The 23,280-nt window shown below is 55.8% G+C and carries 28 protein-coding genes, 1 tRNA gene and 2 pseudogenes; 21 read left to right on the top strand and 10 right to left on the bottom strand.

Features of this window, described 5'->3' with window-relative positions; translation table 11 throughout:
* Window positions 1–44: 44 nt before the first annotated feature.
* Genes RSAL33209_RS01990 through RSAL33209_RS01980 form a run of 3 tightly spaced genes read left to right on the top strand, consistent with a single transcriptional unit; the run spans window position 45 to window position 2,582 of the window.
* On the top strand, window positions 45–803 hold the full coding sequence (locus tag RSAL33209_RS01990) for a uracil-DNA glycosylase (RefSeq protein WP_049759047.1): 759 nt from the start codon (window positions 45–47) through the stop codon (window positions 801–803).
* Window positions 804–831: 28 nt separating this feature from the next.
* Window positions 832–1,656, top strand: a complete 825-nt coding sequence (locus tag RSAL33209_RS01985) for a siderophore-interacting protein (protein WP_012243928.1) — start codon at window positions 832–834, stop codon at window positions 1,654–1,656.
* Window positions 1,657–1,697: 41 nt separating this feature from the next.
* Window positions 1,698–2,582: an Fpg/Nei family DNA glycosylase gene (locus RSAL33209_RS01980; RefSeq protein ID WP_012243927.1), complete on the top strand. Its 885-nt coding sequence runs from the start codon at window positions 1,698–1,700 to the stop codon at window positions 2,580–2,582.
* A 5-nt stretch (window positions 2,583–2,587) separates the two neighbouring features.
* Here the strand turns inward: RSAL33209_RS01980 and RSAL33209_RS19920 are convergent, their stop codons facing one another.
* Together RSAL33209_RS19920 and RSAL33209_RS19915 are read right to left on the bottom strand one after the other, a co-directional pair.
* Window positions 2,588–3,082 (bottom strand): threonine/serine exporter family protein, encoded by a 495-nt coding sequence (locus RSAL33209_RS19920; RefSeq protein WP_411740992.1) that lies wholly within the window; start codon window positions 3,080–3,082, stop codon window positions 2,588–2,590.
* A gap of 114 nt (window positions 3,083–3,196) precedes the next feature.
* Window positions 3,197–3,830 (bottom strand): annotated as a pseudogene (locus RSAL33209_RS19915) (threonine/serine exporter family protein); the annotation flags it as partial.
* Window positions 3,831–4,304: 474 nt separating this feature from the next.
* Here RSAL33209_RS19915 and RSAL33209_RS01970 point away from each other — a divergent pair.
* The 10 genes from RSAL33209_RS01970 to RSAL33209_RS01925 all read left to right on the top strand — a co-directional run bounded on the left by RSAL33209_RS01970 (window position 4,305) and on the right by RSAL33209_RS01925 (window position 9,249).
* Window positions 4,305–4,817, top strand: coding sequence for an Asp23/Gls24 family envelope stress response protein (locus tag RSAL33209_RS01970; protein ID WP_012243924.1), 513 nt, complete (start codon window positions 4,305–4,307; stop codon window positions 4,815–4,817).
* Window positions 4,814–5,002, top strand: coding sequence for a hypothetical protein (locus tag RSAL33209_RS01965; protein WP_012243923.1), 189 nt, complete (start codon window positions 4,814–4,816; stop codon window positions 5,000–5,002). The genes RSAL33209_RS01970 and RSAL33209_RS01965 overlap by 4 nt, the downstream gene beginning before the upstream one ends.
* Window positions 4,999–5,376: a hypothetical protein gene (locus RSAL33209_RS01960; RefSeq protein ID WP_049758774.1), complete on the top strand. Its 378-nt coding sequence runs from the start codon at window positions 4,999–5,001 to the stop codon at window positions 5,374–5,376. The genes RSAL33209_RS01965 and RSAL33209_RS01960 overlap by 4 nt, the downstream gene beginning before the upstream one ends.
* Window positions 5,373–5,987 carry a hypothetical protein gene (locus tag RSAL33209_RS01955; RefSeq protein ID WP_012243921.1) on the top strand — a complete coding sequence of 205 codons (615 nt, stop codon included), beginning with the start codon at window positions 5,373–5,375 and terminating at the stop codon, window positions 5,985–5,987. The genes RSAL33209_RS01960 and RSAL33209_RS01955 overlap by 4 nt, the downstream gene beginning before the upstream one ends.
* Entirely contained in the window at window positions 5,984–6,601 is a 618-nt protein-coding gene (locus RSAL33209_RS01950) for an Asp23/Gls24 family envelope stress response protein (protein WP_012243920.1), read from the top strand. Before RSAL33209_RS01955 ends, RSAL33209_RS01950 begins: the two co-directional genes overlap by 4 nt.
* 33 nt (window positions 6,602–6,634) lie before the next feature.
* Window positions 6,635–6,868 (top strand): CsbD family protein, encoded by a 234-nt coding sequence (locus RSAL33209_RS01945; RefSeq protein ID WP_012243919.1) that lies wholly within the window; start codon window positions 6,635–6,637, stop codon window positions 6,866–6,868.
* Window positions 6,869–7,018: 150 nt separating this feature from the next.
* Entirely contained in the window at window positions 7,019–7,534 is a 516-nt protein-coding gene (locus RSAL33209_RS01940; protein WP_012243918.1) for an RNA polymerase sigma factor, read from the top strand.
* Entirely contained in the window at window positions 7,531–8,130 is a 600-nt protein-coding gene (locus RSAL33209_RS01935) for an Asp23/Gls24 family envelope stress response protein (RefSeq protein WP_233494247.1), read from the top strand. The genes RSAL33209_RS01940 and RSAL33209_RS01935 overlap by 4 nt, the downstream gene beginning before the upstream one ends.
* Window positions 8,127–8,354, top strand: a complete 228-nt coding sequence (locus RSAL33209_RS01930) for a hypothetical protein (RefSeq protein ID WP_012243916.1) — start codon at window positions 8,127–8,129, stop codon at window positions 8,352–8,354. The genes RSAL33209_RS01935 and RSAL33209_RS01930 overlap by 4 nt, the downstream gene beginning before the upstream one ends.
* Window positions 8,355–8,475: 121 nt before the next feature.
* Complete coding sequence (locus tag RSAL33209_RS01925) at window positions 8,476–9,249, top strand: copper homeostasis protein CutC (RefSeq protein ID WP_049759046.1); 774 nt, start codon at window positions 8,476–8,478, stop codon at window positions 9,247–9,249.
* Window positions 9,250–9,309: 60 nt separating this feature from the next.
* On the opposite strand, the gene RSAL33209_RS01920 is transcribed toward RSAL33209_RS01925, so the two are convergent.
* The 4 genes from RSAL33209_RS01920 to RSAL33209_RS17385 all read right to left on the bottom strand — a co-directional run bounded on the left by RSAL33209_RS01920 (window position 9,310) and on the right by RSAL33209_RS17385 (window position 12,909).
* On the bottom strand, window positions 9,310–9,552 hold the full coding sequence (locus RSAL33209_RS01920; protein WP_012243914.1) for a DUF2630 family protein: 243 nt from the start codon (window positions 9,550–9,552) through the stop codon (window positions 9,310–9,312).
* Window positions 9,553–9,561: 9 nt separating this feature from the next.
* The gene (locus RSAL33209_RS01915) at window positions 9,562–11,226 is read right to left on the bottom strand and encodes an ABC transporter ATP-binding protein (protein ID WP_267895938.1); all 1,665 of its coding nucleotides are present in this window, start codon (window positions 11,224–11,226) and stop codon (window positions 9,562–9,564) included.
* Window positions 11,227–11,360: 134 nt separating this feature from the next.
* Window positions 11,361–12,680, bottom strand: coding sequence for an ABC transporter transmembrane domain-containing protein (locus tag RSAL33209_RS01910; RefSeq protein WP_049758771.1), 1,320 nt, complete (start codon window positions 12,678–12,680; stop codon window positions 11,361–11,363).
* Window positions 12,583–12,909, bottom strand: a complete 327-nt coding sequence (locus RSAL33209_RS17385) for a hypothetical protein (protein ID WP_012243910.1) — start codon at window positions 12,907–12,909, stop codon at window positions 12,583–12,585. Before RSAL33209_RS17385 ends, RSAL33209_RS01910 begins: the two co-directional genes overlap by 98 nt.
* Window positions 12,910–13,148: 239 nt before the next feature.
* Here RSAL33209_RS17385 and RSAL33209_RS15815 point away from each other — a divergent pair, with 239 nt between their 5' ends.
* Both RSAL33209_RS15815 and RSAL33209_RS01905 read left to right on the top strand, forming a co-directional pair.
* On the top strand, window positions 13,149–13,529 hold the full coding sequence (locus RSAL33209_RS15815) for an MFS transporter (protein WP_012243909.1): 381 nt from the start codon (window positions 13,149–13,151) through the stop codon (window positions 13,527–13,529).
* Window positions 13,523–14,551: an MFS transporter gene (locus tag RSAL33209_RS01905; protein ID WP_012243907.1), complete on the top strand. Its 1,029-nt coding sequence runs from the start codon at window positions 13,523–13,525 to the stop codon at window positions 14,549–14,551. Before RSAL33209_RS15815 ends, RSAL33209_RS01905 begins: the two co-directional genes overlap by 7 nt.
* 12 nt (window positions 14,552–14,563) lie before the next feature.
* On the opposite strand, the gene RSAL33209_RS01900 is transcribed toward RSAL33209_RS01905, so the two are convergent.
* A complete protein-coding gene (locus RSAL33209_RS01900) occupies window positions 14,564–15,166 on the bottom strand; it encodes an excalibur calcium-binding domain-containing protein (RefSeq protein ID WP_049758769.1) in 603 nt (200 codons plus the stop codon).
* 242 nt (window positions 15,167–15,408) lie between these two features.
* On the opposite strand from RSAL33209_RS01900, the gene RSAL33209_RS17725 reads away from it, so the two are divergent.
* On the top strand, window positions 15,409–15,564 hold the full coding sequence (locus RSAL33209_RS17725; protein WP_012243905.1) for a hypothetical protein: 156 nt from the start codon (window positions 15,409–15,411) through the stop codon (window positions 15,562–15,564).
* Window positions 15,565–15,812: 248 nt separating this feature from the next.
* Here RSAL33209_RS17725 and RSAL33209_RS01890 read toward each other — a convergent pair.
* From RSAL33209_RS01890 to RSAL33209_RS01880, 3 genes are all read right to left on the bottom strand, one after another.
* Window positions 15,813–15,886: transfer RNA gene (locus tag RSAL33209_RS01890), tRNA-Thr, on the bottom strand.
* 68 nt (window positions 15,887–15,954) lie between these two features.
* Window positions 15,955–16,872 (bottom strand): DsbA family protein, encoded by a 918-nt coding sequence (locus RSAL33209_RS01885; protein WP_012243904.1) that lies wholly within the window; start codon window positions 16,870–16,872, stop codon window positions 15,955–15,957.
* Between the two features lie 26 nt (window positions 16,873–16,898).
* Entirely contained in the window at window positions 16,899–17,807 is a 909-nt protein-coding gene (locus RSAL33209_RS01880; RefSeq protein ID WP_012243903.1) for a DsbA family protein, read from the bottom strand.
* A 244-nt stretch (window positions 17,808–18,051) separates the two neighbouring features.
* Between RSAL33209_RS01880 and otsA the strand changes: the two genes are divergently transcribed.
* The 5 genes and pseudogenes from otsA (at window position 18,052) to RSAL33209_RS17380 (ending at window position 23,271) form a co-directional block, all read left to right on the top strand.
* Entirely contained in the window at window positions 18,052–19,500 is a 1,449-nt protein-coding gene (gene otsA, locus RSAL33209_RS01875) for an alpha,alpha-trehalose-phosphate synthase (UDP-forming) (protein ID WP_012243901.1), read from the top strand.
* A complete protein-coding gene (gene otsB / locus RSAL33209_RS01870) occupies window positions 19,497–20,288 on the top strand; it encodes a trehalose-phosphatase (protein ID WP_012243900.1) in 792 nt (263 codons plus the stop codon). The genes otsA and otsB overlap by 4 nt, the downstream gene beginning before the upstream one ends.
* A gap of 133 nt (window positions 20,289–20,421) precedes the next feature.
* A complete protein-coding gene (locus RSAL33209_RS01865; protein ID WP_012243899.1) occupies window positions 20,422–21,504 on the top strand; it encodes an ABC transporter ATP-binding protein in 1,083 nt (360 codons plus the stop codon).
* 92 nt (window positions 21,505–21,596) lie between these two features.
* Window positions 21,597–22,825: pseudogene (locus tag RSAL33209_RS01860) on the top strand (DUF4032 domain-containing protein).
* Window positions 22,826–22,935: 110 nt separating this feature from the next.
* Window positions 22,936–23,271: a hypothetical protein gene (locus tag RSAL33209_RS17380; protein WP_145962029.1), complete on the top strand. Its 336-nt coding sequence runs from the start codon at window positions 22,936–22,938 to the stop codon at window positions 23,269–23,271.
* The last annotated feature ends 9 nt before the right edge of the window (window positions 23,272–23,280 follow it).

Here is a 23,280-nt window from a genome sequence, read left to right as displayed (position 1 = left end):
CGCTACCGCTGAGGGATCGCGCCGGGAACAACGAATCTGGAACAATGAATTTTGTGCCGTTGAACCTCAGTAATCGCGAAGCCCTCAAAATTCTCGCCTCCGACCCGTTAAGCAGCCTTAGCCCGGACTGGGCGATCGCCTTGGCCCCAGTTGAGGCACAGCTCAAGGCGATGGGGGAATTCCTCCGTAGTGAATTAGAAACTGCACAGAAGAACGATGGCGGCCCAGGTTTCTTGCCCGCACCAAAGAATGTACTGCGTGCGTTCGAACAGTCGCTGGCCGAGGTCAAAGTGCTCGTCGTAGGACAAGACCCGTACCCGACGTTCGGCCACCCAATTGGCCTCTCCTTCGCCGTCGAACGTGACGTTCGCCCCATCCCCCGCAGTTTGAGCAACATCTACAAAGAACTACGCGAAGACCTTGGCATCGCCCCGGCTGAACATGGTGATCTCAGTAGCTGGGCTGGCCAGGGCTTGCTGCTGCTGAATCGGGTACTCAGTGTGCGGCCCGGCACGCCCGCTTCGCACCGCAAAAAAGGCTGGGAAGAAATCACCGAAGAAGCTATCAAAGCAATAGTTGCCAGACGAACCGCCGACGGCAGCCATCAACCGCTAGTTGCGCTGCTGTGGGGCAATGACGCCCGGAACCTGACACCACTGCTTGAAGGAGCGCCAACCGTAGCCTCATCGCACCCCAGCCCGCTTTCCGCCTCTCGAGGCTTCTTTGGGTCTCGGCCTTTCAGCCGAGTGAATGAACTACTCGCTAAACAAGGTTCGACGCCGATCGATTGGCAAGTGCGTTAGGCTACTTAGGCAAACCTAAGGAGCCATTATGACTGTTGCGCCAGCTGCCAAGCCTCGCCCGCAAACCAATTTGACCGTAATCCGCACCGAAAAGCTCAGTGAGCACATGGTGCGGGTGATCGCGGGCGGCGCCGGCTTCGCTGATTTTCAACCGAATCTCAGCACTGATCAGTACGTCAAGATCCATTTCTTGCAAGCTGGCGTTGAGTACCCCGAACCGGTAGATGTATTTGCACTACGTGAGTCGCTCCCACGAGAGCAATGGCCAGTCACCAGAACCTACACGATTCGCTGGGTGGACCAGGAGCAAGCACAGCTTGCGATCGATTTTGTTGTGCACGGCGACGAAGGTCTTGCCGGGCCGTTGGCAGCAACCGCACAACCAGGTGATCGGCTCATCATCTCCGGCCCCGGGGGCGGCTACGCGCCGAATCCCGAAGCTGATTGGCACCTTTTCGCAGGTGACGAGTCGGCGTTGCCGGCGATCGCGGCCGGAATTGAGTCACTTCCAGAGTCCGCGCAAGGACTCGCCTTCATCGAAGTAGGCAGTCAAGCGGATGTGCAAAAAGTCTCAGCACCATCCGGCCTCGAAGTCCAGTGGATCCTGCGCGACGGCGCCGCCGCCGGTACTAGTTCGAAACTTATCGAAGCCGTTTCGACGTCCGTATGGCCAGAAGGCACAGTGCACGCCTTCGTGCACGGCGAGCGCGAATACGTTAAGGCTTTGCGTGATGTGCTCTTTAAACAACGTGGTTTGGAACGTAACCAAGTATCGATTTCCGGTTATTGGGCCTGTGGCCGCAGTGAAGATCGGTTCCAAGCTGAGAAGAAGGAACCCATCGGGAAGATCTAAAGGCTAGAGATTTTGTCGGCCCTTCGCGGCAGAATGGTCACATGCCGGAATTACCAGAACTTGTAGGGCTGAGTACTTATCTGAGCAGTGTGCTTCGTGGCCAGCTGCTCGAATCGTTGCAAATCGCTTCATTTACCGCGCTTAAAACTGCCGGCGTCCAACCCGAAGAAATACTGCGACGGGCAGTCGAATCAGTGCGTAGGCACGGCAAATTTGTCGATATCGAGTTTGGCGCATCGGCTTCGGATCCTAGTGGAATACATTTGATTTTCCATCTCGCTAAAGCGGGTTGGTTGAAGTATGCGGCAAAGTCGGCCGGTGAGAAGCCAGCTCCCGTCAAACCGGGCGGCTACATCACGGCGCGGATGATATTTAACGATGCAAAGATTGATTTGACGGAAGCCGGCACCCGCAAAAGTTTGGCAATCTATCTGGTTCGTAGCCAAGACGAAGTCCCGGGGATCATCACCCTGGGCCCGGATCCCTTATCCGATGAGTTCACCCTTGAGGTGCTGAAAGCGATCTTGGCGCCCAAACGGGCTCAGATCAAAGACGTACTGCGAGATCAGAAAATGATCGCGGGCATTGGCAACGCTTATAGCGATGAGATATTGCACTTAGCACGGTTGTCGCCTTTCGCGGCCAGCAATTCGCTCACTGAGGACCAGATGGCAGCGCTTTATCAGTCAATAAAGTCAATTCTCCGTGAAGCAGTGGAGGCCGCGAGCGGAAGACCTGCATCCGACCTTAAAGACACCAAACGATCAGGAATGCGTGTGCATGCCCGCACCGGCCAAGACTGTCCGGAATGTGGTGACACGGTGCGAGAAGTTGCCTTCGCTGACCGAACCCTTCAATACTGTCCACGTTGCCAGACCGGCGGAAAGCTATTGGCAGATCGCCGGATGTCGAAGCTGCTCAAATAACCTACCTAGCGCCGACGGTTTCGCCTAGCTTCGGCTGAAACGTTGCCGCGCTTAAGTGGCCTTGCCGAATTGTCGCCAAGGACCATGCCAGCGGCAACGCCCAAAATGACAACTAATGCGTTGAAGAGCCCCACCACACCGTCAAGCGAAGACTCAGTGGCAACGGTCAGAGCAAACATCGCCCGGAACATAGACAGCCCGGTGAGCAAGAACAAAATCGAAGGCACGGCAACTACTAGTTGCGGCGCACCAAGCCGTAACGCGATTAGTCGCGCCACGATGCCGACCGCAACGGCAGCGATTGCTGGCGCCAATCGTGGACCTATGACAAGCTGCATGCTGCATGCTGCATGCTGCATGCTGAAATACAAGACTAAGTAGCCGATCAGCCCGGTAACCGCGGTAGGAAGCAACAACTTAGCTAGGGCCTGTTCTGCTATCCCAATCAATACCGTGGCGAACAAGACCAGAATCAGGATCAGAGCTAACGGCGGCGGCACTAAATCCGAGCTCTGTAAAAGATTCTGCCGTTGATCGGTAAACAGCGCGCCAAAAACTGAAGCCACCGCGATTCCCGAGACAATTGCGCCAAAGGTAAGGAACACGGAAAGAAATCGTCCAGCTGCGGTAACTGGAAAGCCGTTAATCGCGTCTTGGACTGCTGAAACCAGCCGGCCAGAAGGCAAGAGCAACAAAATGCCGCCGGTAACAATTGCTCCGGGCGAAATTGGCGCATGGAAGACAGCAAAGGCCAAAGCAATCGCGGTAATGAGAAAGGAACTTGTTGCGGTGGCGAAGAAGTCTGGCACGCGCCAACGGGAAAGTTTTCGATTCAACAGACTCACCAGCAATGATGAGCCGAGCGCAATTAAGGCGGCCCAGATGCCACCACCGATAACGCCGACGACGCATGCCGCGAAGACTCCACTAGCCAGGGTCACCATCCAGCGCGGATATGGCTTGGGCTGATGCAGAATCCCTTTCAGACGCTGGTCGGCCTGCTCGCGCGTGACTTCACCGGAAACGATCTCGGTGACTAGTTGATAGACTCCGGCTAGGCCAGCAAAGTTATTGGTCCATGACCTAACTACTCGGAGCAAAGTAATCGGCGGGGTATTTTTTTGGTGCGTGATTGATGTTGATGGACTGGTTGGTGATGTCAACTTCAACATTCCTTAGCCCAAAAGCTGCGGTAACCGCAATAATGCTTGTCTCTACTTCGAGCGCTCCAGCGCCAAAGCGAAACATCGTTTCGGCAAGCAGCAGGCTGAAATCAATGGCACGGCGGGCGGAGTTGTCAACGCCACCAACCTGAATCATCGGGTTTGCATAGGGGCTACCGGCAAGTCGATCAACGATGCTCATCGGTGCAGTAGGCGGCGCCTCGCCGCGGACAAGTCGACGTAGCCCTCGTTTAGCCGCCAGGTTTTGCCTCGACTGTTCGACAGCCGGAATAGGTTTGGATACCGGGCGCGGCTCACGGCCGTCTTGATTGCCTTTTTGGCTGCCGCCAGCTTGCACCTACCCCTCGCTTTCACCCTGTTGCAGGATATTTCTTGGTGCTGCACCAGTCTATCGAGAGCTGCTGAACGAACCACACAGGAACCATCGCGAAAGGTCATTTCGACATGTGATGCAGTTCACAAAATCTTTTGCGTGACATTTCATGAGCCGCTAACGACTTACTCATGAAAGCAAGCGAACATCACGAAGGAGAACGACATGAGCACTCAACCCACCTCGGTAAAGCCAGCCGCCCAACACGAAGCCAAAGACGCTAAGAACGTTGTCAGCCAAAATGGTAACGACAATGCAGGCAAGACCACCATTGAAGATTCGGTAGTTGCCAAAGTTGTCGGCATTGCTACCCGCGAAGTCTCTGGCGTTTACGCTCTGGGCGGCGGCGCAGCCCGCGCTATCGGCGCAATCCGCGACGCCGTCGGAAATACCGACCTCACCCAAGGCATCTCGGTTGAAGTTGGCGAAAAGCAGGTAGCCGTAGATATCACCATGGTGGTCGAGTACCCGAAGCCGCTTAAGGCCGTCGCCGACGAGGTTCGTTCAGCAGTTTACTCAGCAGTTGAGAAGCTCGTTGGCCTAGATGTCGTCGAAGTAAACATTACGGTCAGCGACATTCATATCGCTTCCGACCACAAGGACGATTCCCAGACCAAGGAAGAGCCAAAGAACACCGAAACCGCGAAGAACATCACTTCAGGGAGCCGAGTCGAATGAGCAGCACAGTAACTGGAATCGCAGTAGGCGCCTTCCTAGCAGCAGCTCTTGCTTGGGGCTTTTGGGGATTCATCTTGATGCTGATCTTCATGGCATTTGGCGCAATCCTCGGCCGCGCAGCTGAAGGAAAACTTGATTTTCTCGGCGTAATCGACGCACTCACGGGCAAGTGGACCTCCTCATGAGCCCGGCCGCCGACACGTCCCGAGCAAGTCAAGCCGGCTTCACCCGGATCACCCGGACGGCACTGAATCGGGTGCTGGCGGCGGTTGCGGCTGATGCTTTTGGCCTCAAGACCTATCAGGTGAAAGCCAATGCCACTGACGACGCCGGCAAGCTCGCCGTCGCGGTCAGTGTGCCGATCGCGGTACCCTCTTTGGCCGCAATCGCCAAAGACGCCTCGATCCTCAACGTCGGTGGCGGCGACATTTCCCGCCGGACCGAAATTGCTCGACGGGAACTGGGTAGTCGGGCAGAAGAGTTGACCGGATCTTTGGTCAGCCGCATCGACATCGATCTAACTAGCACGATTATCGAAGGGAAGGCTGCAATCCAATGAGCGCTCAATCAGCGAATTCAACGATTTTGAACACACCAGCCCCCTCGACCCGTCGAATTGTTCGCCGCGAAACTCATCGCTCAAGAGCCACCAGCTCGGTGATCTTTGCGATTGTTTTGATACTGGTTCTGCTGTGGCAAGGCACTGAGATTGTCTTTCAGCTACTGAATCGGAACGCTTTGTTGGCTAGTCCAGATGTCATCGCGAGCTGGGTAGCGGAGCTACCCAATCAAACGCTACCTGCCGGTTTGATCGCCGCAGGCGCAGGCTTAGCAATCATCGGGCTACTCGTATTGATCATTGCCTCAGGTAGTGGCCGCAAAGCTCGTCGAGTATTTGAAAGTGATCGCGCCGCTGTAGTAGTTGACGACTCGGTTGTTGCTGAGGCCTTGGCCCGAACTGCAAGCACCGCGGCAAGCGTGCAACCGCAGCAAGTATTCGCCTCAGTCCATGGCCGCAAAGCCACGATGGATATTCGACCGACCTCAGGGGTTCCGGTCAATAGCGAAGCTGTACAAACGCAGCTCGATGCCGAAATTGCGTCCTGGAAATTGGCAAAGAGCTTCACGGCCAAGGTGACTATCAATCCACAAGGAGCTGTTGGAGCATGAACGCCACCCGTCGCGGACTCAACCGCACCATAATCTTTTTGATCGCCATCGTGCTGATCGCCGCAGGCATCGCCACGCTGCTGACTGGGATCTTACCAAAAGCCAAAGAGCTCTGGCTCGATTGGACTAAAACTGCGGGAACCTTCATCTCTGATCAGCTCCAAGCCACCCAAATCCAGCTAGCTGGACTAGAATTGAGCTGGATCTGGATCGCACTACTTGCCACAACGCTGATCCTAGTCATCCTGCTTATTTCTTGGATTGGCTCGCAAGGCGGCGGTCGGACCGGAATTTTGGACCGCCAGACCGGATCCGAAGGTAATCTGACACTACATAACGATATTGCAGCTAGCAGTTTGAAGGACGCACTTGCTAACGATCCATGGGTACTCAGTACCTCAGTGAGCGCGTGGAAGACTCGCAAGAAAGCAGATCCCTCCGGGTTGAAGGTGTCGATCCAAGCACGTAAAGGTGCTTCGCCTCGAGAGCTTGCTGATTCGGTGGAGTTCCTAGCCAATGGCTTGGACAGTTTGCTCGGCAAGAAAATGCCCCTTTTGATTTCGATCAGTACCGGTGTTCGTACCGGATGGTCGCCCCAGCATCGGGTTCAATAGGTCCGATCAACCTCAAATAATAAGGAGAAAACAATGGGAATCGAAGATAAAGCAGAAAACAAACTGCAGGACTTGGCCGGAAACGCCAAAGAAGCTGTAGGAAACGTTACTGACAACAACGAGCTCAAGGCAGAAGGCAAAGCTGATCAGGCTGAAGCTGGCGCCAAGGATGCTGTTGAGAACGTCAAAGACTTCGCAGCAGACGCTGGCGCGAACCTCAAAGCGGCAGGCGAGAAGTTGTTGGACGGCTTCAAGAAGAAGGACTAGTCCTTTGCGCAATGGGGTGGTGTTGTGAAAGACACCAACACCAGCCCATTGTCTTGGTTAGTTATCGGGGGCTATCGGAAAGGGTAAGGTGGGCGAAAACCAGATGAAAGCGAGAATTGTGCCGAAGATCAGCACGGCGAGTGACGCTTTTTGGTCGAACGGGCGCTAGATGGAGACGTACCTGCCTTTGAAACACTGGCTCGTCGCTACGCAATATTGATGCGGTCCTATGCCTCTCGCCTGCTGAATTCGAATGCGGAAGCCGAGGACGTAGTCCAGGAAGCACTCGTCGTCGTTTGGAAAACATTGGATACCTTGGCCGAACCGGCAAAGGTCAAAAGCTGGTTGATGCGCATAGTCAGCCATAAAAGTATTGATCTGATCCGTAAACGGAAGGACAATACCGATCTGGACGACGCCGACGTTGCAGCGTCGGCGGCTGAGTCACCAGAACGTAAAGCACTAGCTGGTTCTCAAATGAGCGCACTGTCCGAAGCCTTGGGGCGGCTTCCCGAAGCGCAACGACGATGTTGGACGCTACGGGAAATTGGTGAGAACAGCTACGAAGAAATAGCCGATCAGCTCAGCATGAGCACGACGGCGGTCCGCGGGCAATTGGCCCGAGCAAGAGCTACCCTAATGAAGGAAATGGAGGAATGGCGATGAGCAAAACAACCGATATCCTCAGTTGCGGCCACTCCCTCGATGAACTCAGCGACTATTTAGCGGCTGGCAAAAGTCCGGCCAATCCGTACATCGATTCCTGTGCTGAGTGCCAAAATGCGCTCCGAGCGTTGGAACAGCTTAATTCGCTAACCTCCGAACTCGTCGACTTCGATTCAACGGAGCGCTCGGACGCCGACACCGACTGGCTTGGATCCATCTTTAGCAATATCGCTTTGGACGCGCGTTCTGGCCGGGAAATCCCGCTTGAAGCGCCGCCTACTGTTGAATCCGAAGAATCTGATGAACTGAGCCAGACTGAAGGCGCGATAATCTCTTTGATTCGCGCAGCCGGAGATCAGCTTGAAAACGCAATGATTGGTCGCTGCAGACTTGAAGGCGATGTGACCGATCCGAACGCAGAGATTAGGGTAGATATCCGGGTCACTGCACTTTGGGGACAGCCGCTACAGGGCTTAGCTGGTCAACTGCGCAAAAAGGTTCGAACTGCTTTGGAAATGCACACGCAATTCGTGATTAGTGGAATCGACATTGCAATAGTCGATATTCAGCAGATGGATGAGGATGGTGATCAGTGAACGAGGAACAGCCTCTACCCAGCTCGACAGCACTGATTGACGCCCTCAATGAAGTTGTCCCGGGCGTAGACGGCATTACTGAGCTGTACCCACCACAAAGCGTGCTCAGCTCGGCCGCCGATCAATTAGTTGCCTTTGTCAGTGGTAAAGACGCACCGCCAGTACGAACCGTTGCCGTGGAAAAAAGAATGATGGCCTACGAATTATTGCTCGGGTCGGCGTGAGTGTTGATCGCCGAACACCGGAAGTCATTTCCCGCGTTGCCAACACAATAAGGCGCCACATAGCAACTGACATCAATCCAGATGTTCAATGCACCATGTCAATCCAAGCGGTTTCTATTCAATGACGGCGCAGGTCCCTGTGCAACCAATCCGAGCAGTACAGCTCGAAATCGCCATTGCCTCCGCGTCCGGTGCCGCAGCTGCGCAGGCAGGAGGAGCGAATCGGGTTGAATTGTGCAGTGGGCTAGAGCTCGGCGGGCTGACTCCTTCAGCCGGATTAGTGGACGCCTGCATGGAAGCCGGAACGCTGCCGGTAAACGTTTCGCTCCGGCCCCGGCCCGGCGACTTCCACTATGACGAATCCGAGCTCGCAACCGCCGAGCGCGAGGCGCGGATGCTTGCCCGCCAAGGCGTTGCTGGCGTAGTGCTGGGGGCTTTGCGGCGAGATGGGACGATCGACGTACCCGCAACCAGCAGGCTCATCGCTGCGGTTCTCGATCAATCCGCAGACACCGTCATTACTTTTCACCGGGCCATCGATCATGTGGCTGATCCGATAGCTGCTCTGAAAACGCTTGCTGGTTTGAACGTGCATCGCGTGCTCAGCTCGGGCCAGGCGCATCGAGCAATTGATGGGCTTGCTGTGCTGAAACAAATGAAATCGCTGAATACGGAGGTTGAAATCATGGCTGGCGGCGGTGTTCGGCCCGAAGATATACCGGTATTGATTGGCCGCGCACGGATAGATGCAGTGCATCTATCCGCCAAAATCAGCGGTCCGTCAGTACCGGCGTCGGCTGTTGCCTTGGGCTCAGCCGACCAAGGCGATCCGAATCGTTACTTCATCACCGATGAATCGTTAGTGCGTTCCGCTGCAGAAAATCTCGATAAATAATTTGCAATACGTAAACGTCGGATTCTTGTAGGCCGATGCACTTTTGCTCGCAGCAGGAATCTACTGCCGGTAGCCCTCTACTCCTGAGACCGAACGTAGGCTTGCCTCGTTGGGGTTTTCGCCCGCATCGATCCGGGCCCGGCGTTGACGTAATAAATCCCAGCACTGATCTAGTTGAACTTCAATGCTCTTCAATTCGGAAGCCCGCTCGGTGGACTCACCCTCAGAAGGTGCAACACGGCGCAGCTCTTGCTCGCGCTCTACGAGAGTTGAAATGTGTTCGTGGATCTCTTGGCTGTTCATGCCATTAGGCTACGCCGATTCCTGAGTAGATGCCGCCCAGGCATGCCACAAGGTGCAGTACCTGCCGCCAGCGGCCAACAGCTCCTCGTGCGTACCCACCTCAACGATCCGCCCCTCAGACATCATCACCACCCGATCCGCAGTAGCGGCTTGCGATAATCGATGGGCAATGAGAATTGCCGTCTTACCTTGAATCACCTTGGCTGCAGCCCGTTCTAGGTCGCGTGAGTTTGCGGTATCTTCGGCTGTGGCTTCATCCAAAATAACCACACCAGGGCCAACCAGCGCTAAGCGAGGCAGCGCAAGTTGCTGTTCTTGGGCGGCATTGAGCTGCCGCCCGCCCGACCCTACGCTCGTCGCTAGACCTTCTGGCAGTGCCAACACCCAATCTTGCGCACCAACCGTTTGCAGGGCGCCTAACAAGTCCGCGTCAGTTGCCGTGGGCTTAGCTAATCGCAAATCATCTGCCAATGTGCCCGAAAAAACATACGTCTTTTGACTGACGGAGGCGACTGAAAGCCGCAATTGCGCCTCACCCAGATTTGCCAGCGGAATGCCGCGCAGCAGAATCCTGCCAGAATCCGTTTCGCGATCTCCGTTGATGGCCGAGCCCAAGGTGCTTTTGCCCGCGCCGCTGCTGCCAACGATCGCAACATGCTCGCCAGCTGCCACTTCAAGGCTTACTTGATGTAGCACCGGATGCCCGGCCCGGTCACTCACGGTCAGCTGTTGAACCGAAATTGTCGCGGCTGCGGACGGATCCGTTGAGTTCGCTGCTAAACCTGGCTGAGTGGGCACAGCTACCTGCAGGACCCCTACCAACCTAGTCAACGCGGAACCGGCTTGCTGGACGACGTCGAACAGGCCAAGCACAACGTTGATCGGGTTGAAGAGCTGCGAAAAGAACAACGCTGCCGCCGCGCGAGCTCCAAGGCTCACCTGATTGCTACTGACAAGGAAGAAACCAGTTGCCAGAATCGCTCCGAGACCAATGAGTTCGGCAAAGTTAAGCCTGCCAAAGAAGATCGTGAGAACTCGCGTCGCCGAGCGCTCCAAGCTGACGGTGCGCTGCGAGCTTGCCGACACTCGCGACATGAACTGCGCCACCACCCCAAAGGTTTCAATGGTGCTGCGGCCGTGGTGGCTTTGCACAATTTCTTGGGCACGCTCACCTTCGGCGAGGCGTTGCTCGGTATAGATCGGCGCAGACTTACGCAAGTATCGCCATAGCGTCCACGCTTGAATTGGCACCGCACACAGACCAGCTAGTGCGAATCGATAATCCAAGGTGGCAAGTCCCAGCGCCGTCAAAGTAATCGATAGCCCCGCGGAGACAAACTGTGCCAGTCCGCCTTGGGCAGCGATCGATACCCGCTCGACGTCGGTGCTGACCCGGGAAATCAAATCACCGGCGCCGGCCTTCTCAATTCGACCCAGCGGAATTCTGAGCGCATGCGCCAACACTTTCTGGCGAAGCTGCGCCAGCGCGTTTTCACTGAATTTCGCCATGAATTTCCCACCGAGCCAGGTACAGACTCCGCCCAGTGCGGCGGCGAGAACTAAGGCGGCGATTGCCCAGAAGAAATATTCTTTCGGTCTCACACCGGTGACGACGTCGACAATCAAACCGACTCCGAGTGGTACCGCAAGCGCCGAGGCTGAAGCGAATAACAGCGCCCCGCCGGCAACTATGCCGCTGCCCGTCCAAGGTCTAGCTCAGCGAAGCAATTCACCAAAAGCGCTGCGCGCCGAAGCCCGCGGAAGCAGGTCTGATTGGGCCATAACGCCGTTGACTTGCTGTAGCTCGCTCATAGTCGAATCACCCGGTCACATACCGCCAATAATGCGGGACTATCTGTCATGAGTACTGTGGTCTGCCCCGAACGCATGGTCTTAATTCCCTGCGCTATATCCGCTTCGGTCACTGAATCGACGGCTGAGGTTGGGTCCTGCAAAACTAATATTTCGGGGTTCGCTGCGAGCGCACGAGCCAAGTCAACTCGCTGTCGCTGGCCGCCAGAGAGCCATTGACCGTCGTCGCCTATCCCAGAGTCCAAACCTTCAGGAAGCGACTCGATGACATCGGCGAGCGCAGCAGCGGCAATAGCGGCTGCCACGTGGTCTTTCGCGCCAGCTGCAAGGGCAACGTTCTGCCTCAGCGTGCCGTTGAACAACACGGTGTGATGCGCGTCAATGAGAATTGCCGAACCGAATTCGTGCCGAAGTGACTCGACAAAGTCCGTTGATGCCGTTGGCGTTGCCACAGATACGCCGACCAAGCCAATGATCTCGCTACTATGGTGTCGCTGTTTCGCTCCGCGCTGGGGCTGTGCGGGCACTTTCGCATCGAGCACCGCACTGATCCTCGCTGCCGAGGCTCGTGCTTGCCCAGCCAGACTTCCGGTGCTCGATAATGCCTGCAACGGCCCAAGAAGTAACTGGGCCAGTCCCAGCCCGGCAACCAAGTCACCGATGCTCATCTGTCCGGCAATAGCCAGGTTCCCGCCGATCAAAGCGATCGCGGCAAGATATATCCCGTTGATGAAAACGGTGAGGCCGCTAAGGACTGAAAGACTGCCCGCAGCTCGAACCGCATATGATTTGGCTATTTGGGACTGATCTTGATAGCGCACTGACGCGTTTTGCACCGCTCCCAGCGCTTTAAGCGTGCGCAGACCTTTAAGATAATCGGTAGCTAGCGAGGCTGTTACCGCAGCTGCTTCTTGCTCTTGCGCGCTGTGGCCCTCGAACTTTCGGGACAGCAGACTCACCAGAGCCAGCAGCAGTGGCGCCCCGAGCAACACCACCAACGCGAGCAACCATGAAGTAGTGAACAACCGCCAGGCTGCAAAGACAATAATTGCTATTGCGGCCATGCCAAAAGACACCGTGCCAGCAAAATCACCAACCCGATGAGTGTCCGAGCTAGCAATACTGAGCAACTCACCCGCGGTCTTATGAGTGCCGCGGTTCTTGCCTTGAAGTTCGCGGCTTAGTAATTGGATCCGAAGATCGTGCGCGATGCCTTGCTTATTGATGATGCTGCGCCGGGCACCGAACCGATAACTCAGTGAAAGGAAAAGGAATACCAGCCCGACGACGGCCAGCCAGAAGATCAGAACCGGCACCGACCCGAATCGCGTGGTCTACCACCAGGCCGATCAATACCGGCACCATGGCTTCGCCCAGCTGGTGTCCGCTGAAAAGCCCGGCGGCACCAGCAATGCCTTTCCAGCGTGGCCGAAGATAGCTACGCAGCGCTCTTCCCGCCGTTGACTTCGTTGCCTTTACCCGGGCAGGTACAGGTGATTGGGCAGTGGCTTCCGCCGCGGATTCTGAGATTAGTGGCAAAGTCACTGGTCAATTTTATGAGAAATTACTCGCGGCGGATAGGAGGTAACTTGCCACTTAATAGTGATATTCAGCCAAGACGATGCGAAAAACAGTTATGAAGATAATTCACTCAGATGGAGCTCAATCGTCCAGGAGCGGGTAGATTTTTCTGCGGAACCGACGCGTGACGGACAAGGTAATAGCAATCTGGATTTCGAAGATCGCTTCACTTGCCCGCAGCGATTGTTTGAATGGAGTGATAATTGGCAAATTCAGAGTCGAACTTTGCCCATGATTCCGCTCTTCAAGGAAGCACCATCGAAGAGCAGCTTGAACGGATGCCCGTAGGGCGGACGCACTGGCGCGTCGTCATTGCCATCGGGATTGGTTTGTTTTTCGATCTTTATGGCATTTTCTTGAGCAGCACAATCAGCCAATGCATGAAGACAAGCTTCATCATTAGCGAAAAAGCGGAACTGAGCGCGCTTCTTGCCGGGACTTTTATCGGCATGTTCGTAGGATCTGCCGTGATTGGCGGAATTGCCGACCGGATCGGACGCAAAAAGGCTTTTATTTTTAACCTGCTTTGGTACTCGATTTGGTCGATCGTCGCAGCCTTTCGCCCTCTTTTTGGATCTTGGTAGTCATTCGAGCCATCGCTGGCATCGGCCTGGGGGCACCGTATCCGGTTGCTGATTCATACCTACAGGAGATCCTGCCGAAATTACACCGGGGCTGGCTGGCAAGTTGGGCCTATACGATTTCGTTTCTTGCAGTCCCCTTCGTAGGGTTCTTGGCTCTAGGACTTACAAGTCCGCAGAACCTAGGCGACAACGGCTGGCGCTGGCTATTGGTTCTAGGCGGCCTTGGCGGGCTACTCGCACTTTTTGTCAAAGGCAGCCTGATCGAATCGCCACGCTGGTTGGCCGCAATGGGACGCTGGGATGAAGCCAAGATTGCTTTGACAGCATTTGCAGAGGGTGCAGAAGTCCGCGTCGATCCGATTCGCATCGATCATCGCGTAGTGTCCTCGGCCGCGAAGAAGGGTTCGCTTTCTGCCCGCTGGCAGCAACTTCGCAAGCCGATGTATGCCAAGCGCTTGGCGATGCTTTCCACCTTTCACCTCTTCCAAACATTCGGTTACTACGGCTTCAGCGTGCTTTCCACCTTGGTCTTACTCAGTCATGGCGAGACTACGCAAAATTCGTTGCTGTTCACTGCGCTGGCGTTATTGGGTTACCCCACCGGGTCTTTGATTTCCACACCGCTTATTCAAGCGTTCAGTCGCCGAGTTCTGCTCATAGGTTCAATGGCAGCGATGGCATTATCGGGCCTAGGTTTCGCGCTGGGCCCGAGCTCAACACTGATCATCGCCTTTGGCTTCCTGATCGTGTTAGCAAACAACGTGTTCTCAAACGTTTACCACATCTATCAAGCCGAAATATTTCCCACCGAGGCTCGTGTCACGGCCGTCGGCTGGGGGTATTCAGTCTCTCGGCTCAGCACTGCCGCTTTGCCTTTTGTCTTGTTGCCGGTGCTGGATAATTGGGGACCGCCGGCAGCATTTTCAATTGTCGCCGCAGCGTTGCTGATCGCTTGCTCTTCAATCGTGCTCTTTGGACCTAAAACTGCAAACAGAAGCCTGGCCGAGATCAATCCCAGCTGAGACCGATACTCGCTACTTTTTGCCCTTGGGTTTCGGCTCGCAGGCGATGCCGTCGTTGTCACGATCGAGTTCGGGACGATAACCCGCATCTCCTCGATGTAACGGTGCAACCCCCGCTGCTCTGGCCGTGTCACAATTCGGGTAATAGACGCTAGCTGGCTGTTGCGGCACAGGTTGCTGAACCGGCGGCGGCACAGGTTGGACGGGGACTGGCTGCACCGGCGGTTGGATAGCCGGCGCCGGAGTAACTGGCGGCTGAACTAGCGGAACCGGCTCGGCGGAGGTTATTGCGGCAGACGGCGTTGTTGACGGACGAGCAGAACTTGCTGGCGGTGAGGTTGAGCTTGTGGAGCTTGATGATGAGACGCTGGCTGGAGGTAACGCTGCTGCTTCATGCGCAGAGGGCACCGTGATTGCGGCAACAGTGAGGGAAATGATCAGCACGAGCAATGCGCCGCCTGCAGCAAAACCCGCCTGCGCTCTATTCGCGAGCCAGATCCAGCGGCCGCTTCCGGCGATAAAGGCACCAAGCGCGAGCACAAAAGTCAGAATCGCAAGGATCAGCAAGAAACCAGCAAAACCCCGGCCAAAGCCCAAAGCAGATACTAAAACCATCCCACCGAGCACTAGCCACGGCGTCGGAGATTTTTTAGGAACCGACTCCAATCTCGCCTGAGGCTGAGGACGCCATTCGCTCGGATTAATACCGTCCACTATTCTCCTGAACAACCATCGCGTTACCCAATAATTACTAACTCTGCCAGAGTATTCTGCTTCGACGCCCGTGAATAGGCTGCTGACGATTTTTCTGATCGAGACCAGCCCGAACCCGAACCCGAACCCGATAAACTATTGCAATGTTGCAAATCATTCTTATCATCTTGGTCGTCTGGATTGGCCTGGTTGTCCTAGGCTTCCTCATCAAAGGGCTTTTCTGGCTCGCCGTGGTCGGCGTTATATTATTCCTCGCAACGGCAGCCTTTGGCTGGCTCAAGCGAAATTCAAACCGCTAACAACACCGGCGAGTCTTCAATTTATACAACAAATGGGATAAACTGGGATAGACATTCTGACCCCGGCTATTGACAATGTCCCTGGCGACGAGCGTTGATGCGGATCGGTCCCGCACCCTTCCCCGGGTGCGGGACCATTTTTTATGCTGGTCGATGAATTTTTTCGGAGCCGGGAAAGTTTCACTGGAGACAACAAAATCCCCGCTGTTTCGGGCCACTAGGGCCTGGAACAGCGGGGATTTTTACTGAGCCTCCTACCGGATTCGAACCGGTGACCCCCTGTTTACAAGACAGGTGCTCTGGCCAGCTGAGCTAAGGAGGCGGGTGTGCGGCCACTACTGAAACCGCCGCACCAATCTTAGCCCAGCTCGCATGAAGTTAAGGAATCGGCTACTTCTTAGCGTCAATCACACTCTGCACAAACGGCTCAAAATCGGCAAACCCCTGGACTTTGGAGTTGTAAGGTTTTCCGTCTACAAACACCGTCGGAGTCGATGAAATGCCGTGCGCTAAGGCCTGGCTAGTCATGTATTGCACCAAGGGGCGATACGTTCCAGCATCTAAGCAGGAGCCAATGTCGGCTCCCACATCCTTGGCGTATTTCTTAAGTTGATCGTTGCTCAGGCCGGGCCCGCTTTCGGCCGGCTGATTCTTGTAAAGCGAGGTGAAGAAATCGAAATACTTCTCTGGCGCAGAATCGGCAACACAAGCAGCGGCCGCCGCCGAGCGTGAGGAGTAATTCGTCGTCGAGGCACCGTCGAGCAAACCAGCGGGCCGGTACTCCAAGGTGATGTTGCCCTGATCCTGGAACTTCTTCAGCACAGAGGCATTCGCTGACTCGAACGCCTTGCAGTATTCGCAGATGAAATCGACATACGCCACGACTTGGATGGGCTGCCCCACCGGAGCAGCTGCGATGCCGATCTTATCTGGGTCAATTGCGGCCGTTGGTTTCGACGTCGGCGCCGCAGGTAACGCGTTCTTGTCCACCTCGGTGAGTGCCGAGGTAGGTTTCACCAAGGCATTATCTTTAGCGAAAACCATGCCGCCAAAGGCATTGCTGCTGGCCGGCACTGGTCCTCGATCAGCGATCGGCGCGTTATTTCGCATTGTGGTCAGAACAATCAGCGCCACAACAGCAAGCACCGCAACACTCGCGACAAGAACACCGCCACGAATCAACCAACCATTGCGTTTACGCCGTCTGACCTCGGCTTCACGGACCAGCCGCGCCTGCTCGCGCGCCGCAGCCGTCCGCTCCGCCTTGAGACATTTTCGGTGTGTTCTGGTCTTCCATCGTTCCCCCAACGATTTGCGTACTGCGCTTGCGGTCTTTACTTCTTGGCGTCGATGGCGGTCTGCAGCGTGGTCTTGAAATCAGAGAAATCTTGCGTCTGAGACTTGAAGACTTGACCATCGATGTAAGCGGTTGGCGTACCAGTCACGCCACCCTTGGCAAGCGAAAGAGCCGTCGCATAACTCACGTACGGACGGTAAGTTTTATCCTCCACCGCCGTATCAATGTTTACGCCCAGATCTTTGGCGTACTGCTTGAGCTGATCGTTACTCAGGCCAGCGCCGCCTTCAGCGGGTTGATTCTCATACAGTTTCGCGAAGAAATCAAGGTACTTATCCGGCGCAGTGTTTGCTACCGCAGCCGAAGCAGCAGCCGCTCGTGAAGAGTAGTTCGTGGTGCTGTTTTGATCAAGCAACCCCGTTGGACGGTATTCAAGGCTGATCTTTCCGTCCTTGGCTAGCTGCTTGAGCGCATCACCGTTGCTCGTCTCAAAGGTCTTGCAGAACAGGCAAAGGAAATCGAGATAGATTACTACGCTTACTGGCTGGCCTGAGGCCGCGGCAGCAATACCCACATTGCCGAGCTCCGGAGTGGGCGTTACCTGCGGCGTCGGCTTCGGTGAGACTGAATCAGCATCAACGGTGCTGGCCGAGTTGGTCGGCGCGATTGGCTTCAGGTCTTTGCCAACACTGAATCCGCCATAGGTGTTCATGTTCGCTGGCACGGCGCCGCTGCTGGGAATTGGTGCATTGTTTCGCATTGTGGTTACCACAATTAGCGCCACAACCGCGATCACAGCGATAGCGGCCACCAGAACGCCGCCACGAATCAACCAGCTATTGCGCTTCTGCTTTTTAGCTTCAGCTTCGCGGATCAATCGTGCTTGTTCACGCGCAGCCGCAGTTCGCTCAGCCTTGCTTATCTTCGGGTGATTCTCTGGACTCATCGTTCCTCGTGTCTATGCGCGGCTTATTACCGTGAATTGTCAACTTCTCTATTTTAGAGGAAGTGCCGAATCCATGCTTCATCGGAAGCTGGGATTCGGCAAACCCACAGGAGCCACCCAGCCTGAAGAAGCATATCTTCCCGCCCGATTCGCACCGAACTGGCCAAGGATTACTTCATCTTGAAGCACTTCGCCGCCTCGGTAGCTAAGCTAGCGGTGGGACAAACAGCGCAGGGAGCAACCAGTGCCAGCGACGGAACGAACCAAACCGATCAGCAACAAAGCAAAGAACAAGGTCAAAAAAGGCGGCGAATTCGACTTCATTGTCGTTTCGAATAGATTGCCAGTAGACCGGATACAAACTGAAGACGGTAGTGATGATTGGCGCCGCTCACCGGGCGGGCTAGTTACTGCGCTCGTACCGATTATGGCGAAGTCCGATGGCGCCTGGGTGGGCTGGCATGGTGCAGCGGGTGAAGAACTTGAGGCCTTCGCCCATGACGGAATGCATTTGATTCCGGTGGAATTGAGCCACGAGGAAATTGAGCTTTATTACGAAGGCTTCGCCAACGCCACGCTATGGCCGCTCTACCACGACGTCATTGCACCACCGGAATTTCACCGTACTTGGTGGGAGTCATATCGGACCGTCAACCAGCGGTTCGCGGACATGGTTGCCCATTCAGCTGCTCCCGGCGCCACCGTCTGGGTTCAGGACTACCAGCTCCAGCTGGTGCCGAAGTACCTTCGCGAACTCCGCCCGGATTTGAGAATAGGTTTTTTCAACCATATTCCCTTTCCACCGCTGGAGATTTATGCACAACTTCCCTGGCGCCGGACCATTCTTGAAGGTCTGCTTGGCGCTGACCTGATCGGGTTTCAGCGCAATAACGACGCTAGCAACTTCTTACGCTGTGTTCGACGCTTCGTGAACGCCACCGTGCGTCAAAATCAGGTACAGGTTGGTGAACATACCGCCAGGGCCGAAGCCTTTCCCATCTCCATCGATATGGCACAAATCTCCGCGCTGGCGGCGAAACTCGAAGTCCAGGAACGTGCGGCGCAAATCCGACGTGATTTGGGTAATCCTAAGACGATTCTGCTGGGCGTGGATCGACTGGATTACACCAAAGGAATCCAACATCGACTTAAAGCGTTTGGTGAACTTCTCGCCGACGGTCGACTCACGGTGGAAGACGCCACCCTTATTCAAGTCGCCAGTCCCAGTCGCGAGCGGGTAGAAAGCTATCGCTTGCTTCGCGAGGATGTTGAGGGCGCCGTCGGCAGAATCAACGGCACCTATGACACAATTCAAAATACGGCAGTGCGCTACCTCCACCACAGCTATCCACTGCCGGAGATGGTTGCGCTCTATCTCGCTGCCGACGTCATGCTAGTCACTGCATTACGTGATGGCATGAATTTGGTGGCCAAAGAGTATGTCGCAACCCGAACAGACAACACCGGAGCGCTCGTCCTAAGCGAATTCACCGGAGCCGCCGATCAATTGCGGCAAGCGATCCTGATTAATCCGCATGATATTGACGGGCTCAAAGACTCGATTATGACGGCGATCAACCTCAGCCGGTCAGAAGCCGGGCGACGGATGCGTCTCATGCGGCGGCAGATTCTGGACCATGACGTTGAGCGATGGTCTCAGGAGTTCTTGGACAAACTGAGGTCAGGGCTTTGACCCTTTCGCCCATTAGCGCCGAACTCAAGCTGGCTCTCCACGAGCTTTGCCAAACTGAAACGCTACTCATCGCAATGGATTTTGACGGCACCATGGCACCTTTAGTGCCTCGGGCTGAGGATGCCCGCGCCAGCCCAGAAAGCGCCGTCGCCTTCTCCGCTCTTGCCACACTTACACAAACGACCACCGCATTTATTTCTGGTAGGGCATTAGATTCGCTGCGATCGGTGGCACAGCCGGCCGGCAATACCTTGCTCATCGGCAGCCATGGCGCCGAAACTTGGTTTGGTCCGGACGCTGAACCGCTACGGCTGGATGACAGCCAAGCCAAACTCGTTCAAGAAACTATTGCGGTACTCAACATGGTCAGCGCCAAATATCCCGGCACCACGGTCGAAACTAAACCTGCCGGATCGGTGCTACACACCAGGCAAGCGGAAGACGGCACCGCCCGCTCTGCAGTGCGCGAAGCCATCACGGCTTTACGCCCTCTGGGACTGCACCTACATGAAGGCAAACGGGTGCTCGAAGCGGCAGTGCTCAAAGTCGACAAGGGTCAAGGTATCGAGCTGCTCCGCGAAGTTAGCTCGGCCACAGGCGTGATATTTGCTGGCGATGATCGCACTGATGAGAACGGATTTCGAGTCTTGCGCGGGGCCGACGTCGGCGTCAAAGTAGGCCCCGGCGAGTCAGCCGCCAAATTTCGAATCTCCTCGGTACAAGAGACTGCCGCGCTACTCCAAACTGTCTTTCAATTGCGTTCAGAAGCGCTCCGCGCACGATTGTGACGCTTTGCTCTTGACGCGTGTGGAATAGTAGAAGTGATTGCCGGACTGTGATGCTCGGCACATCGACAATTGAATAACTCACTTTCACTACGGATCGTTCGGCACGTACCTGCCGATGAAGGGACTCTGAACTGTGGCAACAGTTACTTTTGACAACGCTACGCGTTTGTACCCGGGCACTGATAAGCCAGCTGTCGACAAGCTCAATATTGAAATCGCTGATGGCGAATTTCTCGTTTTGGTCGGCCCCTCCGGTTGCGGAAAATCTACCTCGCTGCGCATGCTCGCAGGTCTTGAAGACGTCAATGCTGGCCGAATCTTGATCGGCGATCGGGATGTCACCGATGTGCCGCCGAAAGACCGAGACATCGCGATGGTTTTCCAAAACTACGCGCTCTACCCGCACATGAGCGTGGCTGAGAATATGGGCTTCGCACTCAAGATTGCCGGCGTACACAAGGATGAGCGAGCCAAGCGCGTACTAGAGGCTGCTAAATTGCTTGACCTCGAGGCTTACCTCGATCGCAAGCCGAAAGCGCTTTCCGGCGGTCAGCGCCAGCGCGTCGCGATGGGCCGCGCCATTGTGCGTAACCCCCAGGTATTCCTGATGGATGAGCCGCTATCTAACTTGGACGCCAAATTGCGCGTGCAGACCCGTACCCAGATCGCCTCGCTAACTCGTCGTCTCGGTGTCACCACGGTGTACGTAACGCACGACCAGGTTGAGGCCATGACCATGGGTGATCGTGTTGCGGTGCTTAAGGATGGCGTACTGCAGCAAGTAGACACCCCGCGCAATTTGTATGACACGCCAAAGAACGTCTTCGTAGCTGGCTTCATCGGCTCACCAGCAATGAACTTGCTCGAACTGCCGGTTGTTGACGGCGGCGTGAAGTTCGGTGGCGTGGTTTACCCGGTTCCGCGCGATGTTCTTGAAGCAGCTGCTGGAAACACGGTCACGCTTGGCGTGCGGCCAGAAGATCTTGAGACCGACCCCAATGGCGAAGGCTTGCCGGTTGAGGTCGACGTCGTCGAAGAGCTCGGCGCCGACGCCTACATCTATGGACACACCACCTTAGATGGCAAGGACTACGACATGGTTGCCCGCGTTGACGGCCGCCGCCCACCGCTGAAGGGCGACACCATCCACGTTCGCCCCGAACAGGGTCACGTCCACCTATTCGACAGCACCTCCGGCTTGCGCTTAGGCGACTAACAAAAACATCAGCCCAGAGGCTCCGTGCTCCCCGATTGCTCTAGAGCAGGGTGGGGGTGCGGAGCCTCTGGCTTTAACGAGAGAATTGGCGTATGCCTGCTTCCAACGATCCCTCGACCGGCGCACAGTGGCGCGACGAACCGACGGACTTCGACCAACTCGGGAAACTTCCCCGCGACGCCGGCCAACAAACTACGCCACCAGCTTCGGTTCTTGGCTCGCTCAACATCACAGCGGCAGCTTCTGATCCCGAACTTTTAGACTTGCCTTGGCATATTCGGTTGGAAGACTGACCCAATGAGAACCTTGCCGCTCTCCCCGAGGCATTTCTCGACACGTGGTGCGGTTTGCGCATTTGGGCGGCTCCGTTATCGCGGTCAAAGAGACCAGCGAACACGTCGCCAGGCACGAATATCACATGCTGCGCAAGCTGCGCCGCCTAGACGTTCCTTGCGTGGAGCCAGTAGCAGTGATTACTGGTCGAACCACAATCAATGGCGATCCGCTCGATCCAGTGCTGGTCACCCGGCATTTGAAGTTCTCGCTACCTTACCGTGCCCTCTTCTCCCAGATGCTGCGCAGAGACACCCTGACTCGTCTAATAGACGCACAAGGACTGCTATTAGTTCGCTTGCACCTGATCGGCTTCTACTGGGGCGACGTATCGCTATCCAATACGTTGTTCCGCCGCGACGCGGGCGCTTTTGCGGCGTACTTGGTAGATGCCGAGACTGGCGAGCTTTACCCAGACCTGTCCAGCGGAAAGCGCGAATACGATTTAGAGATAGCTCGAGTAAATATCGCCGGTGAGCTGATGGACCTCCTTGAAGGCGGCCTGATCGATAGCGAAGTCGACGCCGTCGCCACTAGCGAGCTAATCATGGATGCTTACCGCCGGCTCTGGGCCGAGCTAACCGAGAAAGAGTCTTTCGAGCTCGGCGAAAGGTGGCGAGTTGGTGCCCGAATTCGTCGCCTCAATGATATGGATTCTTATCGTGCGGATAACAACCCGGACCTTGATGAAGAGATCAGCGCGCACTCTTGGGTGAGCCATGTATTCGAGCCGATTGTGCGCTCAATTCCGCGTGAGCTCGGCGGCAAGTTGGAGCCAGCAGAAGTAGTGCACGAGGTGCTAGAACATCGCTGGTACATGTCGGAAAAACAGGATCGCAATGTGCCGCTCGCAGAGGCGGTCCAGCAGTATATTGACGGCGTCTTGCGGCATCGTCGTGATGAAGCGGCTCTGATCATCACCGCAGATACTCAGACGATGAAAATCCTTGAAGGCGGCGGCATGGACGACGCACCTGAGGAGCCTTAGACCTAAGCTTTTGCTAGCGGTGAGTTGATCGCGGTCGATTAAGCGCGAATATCGCAATTGCGCCACCCGCGATCACTACCACTGCGGCGAGGACCAAAAACACTGTGAGCATGCCGGGGCCACTGTCCGAGCTGCTCGCATTAGCTGGAACTGCAGTGCTTGGGCTGGCGCTGTTAGTGCGGACCGGGCTCGAGGGCGAGGCCGACGTCGGGCTGGAGCTGGTAGCAGTGCTGGACTCGGTGGTAGCAGACTCGCTTGGGCTGGGCTCGAGCTCAGTAGCTGGCACCGTCAGCTCTGGCTGGGTGATCGGAACCGTCGGATCCGGATATCGCTTCTCCGGTTGCTGTACGGGGACGATCTGCTCTGCAACAGATGCCGGTGTGGGAGTTTTTGACGGGGCACCAGTGTCACTCTTAACCGCGGTCGGCTTGCTGGAAGGGCTCTGATCTTGCTCT

The sequence above is a fragment of the Renibacterium salmoninarum ATCC 33209 genome, assembly GCF_000018885.1.
GTDB classification, from domain to species: Bacteria; Actinomycetota; Actinomycetes; order Actinomycetales; family Micrococcaceae; genus Renibacterium; species Renibacterium salmoninarum.
The sequence above is the reverse complement of the archived record's forward strand: the minus strand, read 5'-3'. Positions and strand labels throughout refer to the sequence as shown.

Excerpts from the sequence above, each read along its gene's own strand:
- RSAL33209_RS01965 (WP_012243923.1), top strand. The coding sequence starts at position 4,814 with ATGAGCAGCACAGTAACTGGAATCGCAGTAGGCGCCTTCCTAGCAGCA.
- RSAL33209_RS01960 (WP_049758774.1), top strand. The coding sequence starts at position 4,999 with ATGAGCCCGGCCGCCGACACGTCCCGAGCAAGTCAAGCCGGCTTCACC.
- RSAL33209_RS01970 (WP_012243924.1), top strand. The coding sequence starts at position 4,305 with ATGAGCACTCAACCCACCTCGGTAAAGCCAGCCGCCCAACACGAAGCC.
- RSAL33209_RS01920 (WP_012243914.1), bottom strand. The coding sequence starts at position 9,552 with ATGAACAGCCAAGAGATCCACGAACACATTTCAACTCTCGTAGAGCGC.
- RSAL33209_RS01950 (WP_012243920.1), top strand. The coding sequence starts at position 5,984 with ATGAACGCCACCCGTCGCGGACTCAACCGCACCATAATCTTTTTGATC.
- RSAL33209_RS01925 (WP_049759046.1), top strand. The coding sequence starts at position 8,476 with ATGACGGCGCAGGTCCCTGTGCAACCAATCCGAGCAGTACAGCTCGAA.
- RSAL33209_RS01880 (WP_012243903.1), bottom strand. The coding sequence starts at position 17,807 with ATGAGTCCAGAGAATCACCCGAAGATAAGCAAGGCTGAGCGAACTGCG.
- RSAL33209_RS01945 (WP_012243919.1), top strand. The coding sequence starts at position 6,635 with ATGGGAATCGAAGATAAAGCAGAAAACAAACTGCAGGACTTGGCCGGA.
- RSAL33209_RS01990 (WP_049759047.1), top strand. The coding sequence starts at position 45 with ATGAATTTTGTGCCGTTGAACCTCAGTAATCGCGAAGCCCTCAAAATT.
- RSAL33209_RS01935 (WP_233494247.1), top strand. The coding sequence starts at position 7,531 with ATGAGCAAAACAACCGATATCCTCAGTTGCGGCCACTCCCTCGATGAA.
- RSAL33209_RS17380 (WP_145962029.1), top strand. The coding sequence starts at position 22,936 with ATGCCGGGGCCACTGTCCGAGCTGCTCGCATTAGCTGGAACTGCAGTG.
- RSAL33209_RS01980 (WP_012243927.1), top strand. The coding sequence starts at position 1,698 with ATGCCGGAATTACCAGAACTTGTAGGGCTGAGTACTTATCTGAGCAGT.
- RSAL33209_RS01955 (WP_012243921.1), top strand. The coding sequence starts at position 5,373 with ATGAGCGCTCAATCAGCGAATTCAACGATTTTGAACACACCAGCCCCC.
- RSAL33209_RS01985 (WP_012243928.1), top strand. The coding sequence starts at position 832 with ATGACTGTTGCGCCAGCTGCCAAGCCTCGCCCGCAAACCAATTTGACC.
- RSAL33209_RS17725 (WP_012243905.1), top strand. The coding sequence starts at position 15,409 with ATGTTGCAAATCATTCTTATCATCTTGGTCGTCTGGATTGGCCTGGTT.
- RSAL33209_RS01900 (WP_049758769.1), bottom strand. The coding sequence starts at position 15,166 with ATGGTTTTAGTATCTGCTTTGGGCTTTGGCCGGGGTTTTGCTGGTTTC.